The organism is Ruoffia tabacinasalis, assembly GCF_005864045.1.
GTDB classification, from domain to species: Bacteria; Bacillota; Bacilli; order Lactobacillales; family Aerococcaceae; genus Ruoffia; species Ruoffia tabacinasalis.
The window spans coordinates 1-1,459 of sequence record NZ_VBSP01000096.1; the positions used below are offsets into that span (position 1 = coordinate 1).

The window sequence follows — 1,459 nt, forward strand, 5'->3', positions numbered from 1 at the left end:
GGTTCATGAATTTTTGATGTTGGTGGACCGAGGAGCCAGGTGACGCAGTCACCTTGGCTCTTTTTTTATTCCTATGTTTAAGTGTCTCTCTATGCAACGATAGTTTGTGTTGTGTTCTCATCTTTAAAGAAGAGCGGTCGTCTCTTTTTGGTCTGTCTAACCAGTAAGTTCTGAGTAATCAAAATACGAAAACGTAAGTGATTAAAGTTCCGATACCCATACCCGCTGCGTTTTATGTTCTTGATTTTGTTATTGGTGCCTTCAATAATCCCATTGGATAACGTGTATGTCAAACTATTTTCAATCGCGGGTAAATACTTTTCAAGCGTTTGAAAGGTCGTTCGGACCTTGCGTGGCACCACATATTTTCGTGTTTCATATAAATCATAAATAAAGGCCTCCGAATGATGCATCGCAATATCTGCCTTCAAATCATTGACTAAATGATAGACCTGCTCCAATCGTGGATCGATACTCAACATATAATTGACCATACTTTTTTGAGTCACAAGGCCATCAAACAGCCGGTGAATGTGGTAATCCTCGAAGTCCAAGGACTCCCGGTTTTTTTGAATTAATTTCCATAATTGTTTTAATTTGGTGTAATCACGCGGCCGGTTGTAACGAATCGTGTTCATGACTTTAATCCGATATCTGTTTAACGTATTATTCAATAATTGAACGATATGAAACCGATCGATGACAATCTCGGCATTCGGAAAAATGCGTTGTAAAAATAGATAATACGGCCCGTACATATCCATGGTGACGGTCTTGACTTGCATTCGAGCTTCATATGAATAGCGCATAAAATAATCTCTTAAAGCGTCTTGTGTGCGGTCTAAGACAATATCCAACAATGTGTGGTTATAGGCATCCATAAGAATACAACTCATCCCACTCGTCGCCTGTTTGACCGACTTAAACTCATCAATTCCAAGGTGCTCTGGTAGATCCCATGTCTTTGGCGATAGGGTTTGACCCGCCTTAATTAACTGGCACTGAACAGTATAGCGAGACACATTTAGATGTTGGGCAATCAGTTTCATCGACTGTACTTCCGTTAATTCCATGATAATGGTTCGTTTAATGTCATTCGAAATAAAGCATCCTTTATCAACAATGCTTGTTGGAACAGTCGTCACGACCCGACAATGTTTACACTGATAGCGTTGTTTCTTGAGTTTTAACAAGACGGGTTGGAAGTTGATATGCGTTAAGTGAATCGTCGTGTGATCAAAACCATATTTAATCATGTCCTGCGTTGAATGGTTAGCCACACCACAGTGTGGACAGGCTGGCAATGAATAAGAGAGTTGTCCCAAGAGAACCTTACACCGCACCCCCTTGTGCATTTCCTCCATGATGTCATCTTGAAGTTGAACATGTTTATCTTTAATATTTAGTAAGTCTGCGATATAATTCATATGAGCCAAGTGAATTCTCCTTTTAGTAATGT

At 39.9% G+C, this 1,459-nt stretch carries 1 protein-coding gene; it reads right to left on the reverse strand.

Annotated elements, in window-relative coordinates:
• Window positions 1-89: 89 nt before the first annotated feature.
• A partial coding sequence (locus FEZ33_RS12170; protein ID WP_212746712.1) for an ISL3 family transposase occupies window positions 90-1,459 on the reverse strand: 1,370 nt, incomplete at its 5' end.